Raw genomic sequence first — 3,344 nt, forward strand, 5'->3', positions numbered from 1 at the left:
CGCCCGCTTCTTCGACCCCATATTCCGCCGTTATCGGCGCGTCGAACATTGGGACAACGCCCTCAAGCAGGGCCGTCTCGCCGCGCTCAACATGCTCGGCCGACGGGAAGGATACCGTGCCGTCTCCTATTTCTACTCCAACGTCTTCGACCTTTCGTTCAACTTCCTCGGCGACACCGCCGAGGTCAAGACGCGCGTTCTGCGCGGATCGCCTCGAGATCTCTCCTTCGGGGTGCTCTACCTGGATCGAGTGAGCGGCCAGGCAAGCGAGGAGGTCCGGCTCCAGGCGATGTTCTTTCTCAAACGCCCGACTGAAGAGGCTCAAGCCGCCGAATCCCTGATCTTGAACCATACCAATCTTACGGACGCGGCCGAAAGGCTTGCGGATACGGCGTTCCCGCTTGCGAAGTTGTCGGTTCAGACCGTGTTGATTCTACAAGGCGGCGGGGCAGTTGGGGCCTTCGAGTGCGGGGTGGTGCGGGCGCTCGACCAGCGCGGGATCCATCCCGATCTGGTGGCTGGGATCTCCATCGGCGCCTTCAATGCCGCCGTCATCGCCGGCAATCCGAAGAACGCCACCGCCGCGCTGGAGGCGTTTTGGGAAGAGTTGTCGCTCGATACCCCGATGGCGCCGGATGAGGCGCTCAGGCGCCAGCTCTCGTCCTGGCAGTCGCTGGTCTTGGGCTCGCCCAAGTTCTTCCGGCCGCGGTGGTTCCTGCCCATCCTGTACCCCAACGAGTGGCCCGTCCACTGGACGAGCTTCTATGACCCGACGCCCGTCAAAGCCCTCCTCGAGCGCTACGTCGACTTCAAGCGGCTGAAGGAGAGTCCGGTCCGGTTGATGGTAGGTGCGGTAAACGTCGAGACCGCGGAGCTCGAGACCTTCGACAGCTACAATCAGGAGATCACCCCGGATCACATCCTCGCGAGCGGCAGCCTGCCGCCTGGGTTCCCTTGGACCACGATCGGCGACAAGCATTATTGGGATGGGGGTATCGTGAGCAATACGCCCCTCGATCAGGTCATCGAACGCTTGGGATGCGCCGGGAAGAAGGTCTACATCGTCAATCTCTACCCCCGCAAGAACGCGTTGCCCAGGAGCCTCGTGGAGGTGATGGACCGGCGCGAGGAGATCGGTTACTCGGAGAAGATCAGGCGGGATATCCACTTTCGGCAGCTCCTGGATCGCTACCGGCAGCTCGTTGAGGAAATCATGGGCCGGGTCGATCAGCAGCTCGTCGATGAGATCAAGCACAACCCGCTCTACCTCCAGACCATGGGTGACGCACCCCCGCTCGCCATCACACGCATCGTCTACGACGGCGAAGTAGACGGGCCGCCGTCCAAGGACAACGACTTCTCACGGGCCACGATCGCGGCGCACCAGCGCGCGGGCTATCGGGTCGCCGTGGAGGCGCTTGATCAAGAAGCCGCAGAACGCGTGTGAGCTATTTCGGGGCTACTCTTAATGGATCCGTATGACTTTAGCCCCTATACCGGAAGGAGAACCTTATGACAACGCAATTCGCTGCGATCATCATCGGCACCGGACAGTCCGGGCCGGCGCTCGCGGCCCGTCTTTCCGCGACGGGAATGAGGGTGGCGATCATTGAGCGCAAACTGTTCGGCGGCACCTGCGTGAACACGGGTTGTATTCCCACAAAGACCCTGGTGGCCAGCGCGTATGCCGCTCATCTGGTGCGCCGTGCCGCCGAGTACGGCGTCACCGTGGGCGGCCCGATCAGCGTCGACATGAAGCGCGTGAAAGCGCGCAAGGACGAGATCTCCGGGCGTTCCAACCGAAACGTCGAAAAGTGGATGCGCGGCTTGAAAAACGCTACCGTGTACCAGGGTCATGCGCGCTTCGAAAGTCCTCATACGGTCAGAGTCAATGAATGTCTGCTGGAGGGCGACAAGATCTTTATCAACGTGGGCGGACGAGCGTCAGTCCCACCCATGCCCGGGCTGGATCAGGTGCCCTATCTCACCAACTCCAGCATGATGGAGGTGGACTATTTACCTGAGCACCTGGTCATCATCGGCGGCAGCTACATCGGGCTCGAGTTTGGGCAGATGTACCGGCGCTTCGGGGCAGAGATCACCATCGTCGAGAAGGGGCCGCGCCTAATCCAACGCGAAGACGAGGACGTGTCCCATGCCGTGCAGGAGATCCTGGAAAACGAAGGGGTGAACCTCCGCCTCAACGCCGAATGCATGACTGCACGAAACCGTGGCGATCGCATTGCAATAGGATTGGACTGCGCGAGCGGCGATCGCGAGGTCGCGGGATCTCACTTGCTGCTTGCGGTCGGGCGAAGACCGAATACCGACGATCTGGGCCTCGACAAAGCGGGCGTGGAAACCGACGCGCGCGGCTACGTCAAAGTGGACGATCAACTCCGTACGAATGTGCACGGCATCTGGGCCCTGGGCGACTGCAACGGCCGCGGCGCATTCACCCACACTTCATACAATGATTTTGAAATCGTCGCCGCCAATGTGCTCGACAATGACCCGCGCAAGGTGTCGGACCGCATTTCGACCTACGGGCTCTTCATCGACCCGCCGCTCGGCCGGGCGGGCATGACGGAGGCCGAGGTGAGGCAGTCCAGCCGCAATGCCCTGGTCGCAACCCGCCCCATGACGCGGGTCGGCCGCGCGGTGGAAAGGCGAAGCCCAAGGCTTCATGAAAGCGATCGTGGATGCGGAGACGAAGGAAATCCTCGGTGCGGCCATACTCGGCGTGACCGGTGACGAAGTGATTCACTCGCTGCTGGACGTGATGTACGCAAAGGCCCCGTATACTGTGATAACTCGCGCTGTGCATATACATCCCACGGTTTCCGAGTTGGTACCCACAATGCTCGGTGAGTTGCGGCCGCTCACGTAAGGCGAATGCGACCAGGATCTGCGCGGGTTTTGCCGGTCGTTGCGGTGGGTGCTTCGCTTGATGCTCGTTGCCCCGCGGCGGCAAGTGTCCGTGGGATCAGATGGCGTCGCGGATCGTTGATGCATGACCTGCTTTGAGAAGGTTGGATGAACTCCAACCAGCGTTTTATTCGACTGATGAGGACACTAGGTATACCTATGCCTCAAGCCGTTGAGACATAAGTCTATTAGCGGGGGTGCTTAGCACTATACCGTCTAGTCTACCGTCTTTTTTTGGGTGGTGGGTCGGGTTTTGGCAGAGAGGGGGAATCCTGCTTACGCCCAGCGGGGCTAGCCCGCATTTCTCACCAATGTGTCGATACATGAGCTAAAGGCATTGATGAGGACATCAGAAAAGAAGACCGCTTGAATTAGCCGCTGCGGTCGAGACGCCAACAGGACAAATCGAGTAACTC

Annotated in this window: 1 protein-coding gene and 1 pseudogene; both read left to right on the forward strand. The window is 60.6% G+C overall.

Features of this window, described 5'->3' with window-relative positions:
- On the forward strand, positions 1 to 1,447 hold a 1,447-nt coding region (locus M3436_12455), incomplete at its 5' end, for a patatin-like phospholipase family protein (protein ID MDQ3564910.1).
- Positions 1,448 to 1,512: 65 nt separating this feature from the next.
- Positions 1,513 to 2,890 (forward strand): annotated as a pseudogene (locus M3436_12460) (FAD-containing oxidoreductase).
- Positions 2,891 to 3,344 lie beyond the last annotated feature (454 nt).

This window comes from Pseudomonadota bacterium, from assembly GCA_030859565.1.
GTDB lineage: Bacteria > Pseudomonadota > Gammaproteobacteria > JACCXJ01 > JACCXJ01 > USCg-Taylor.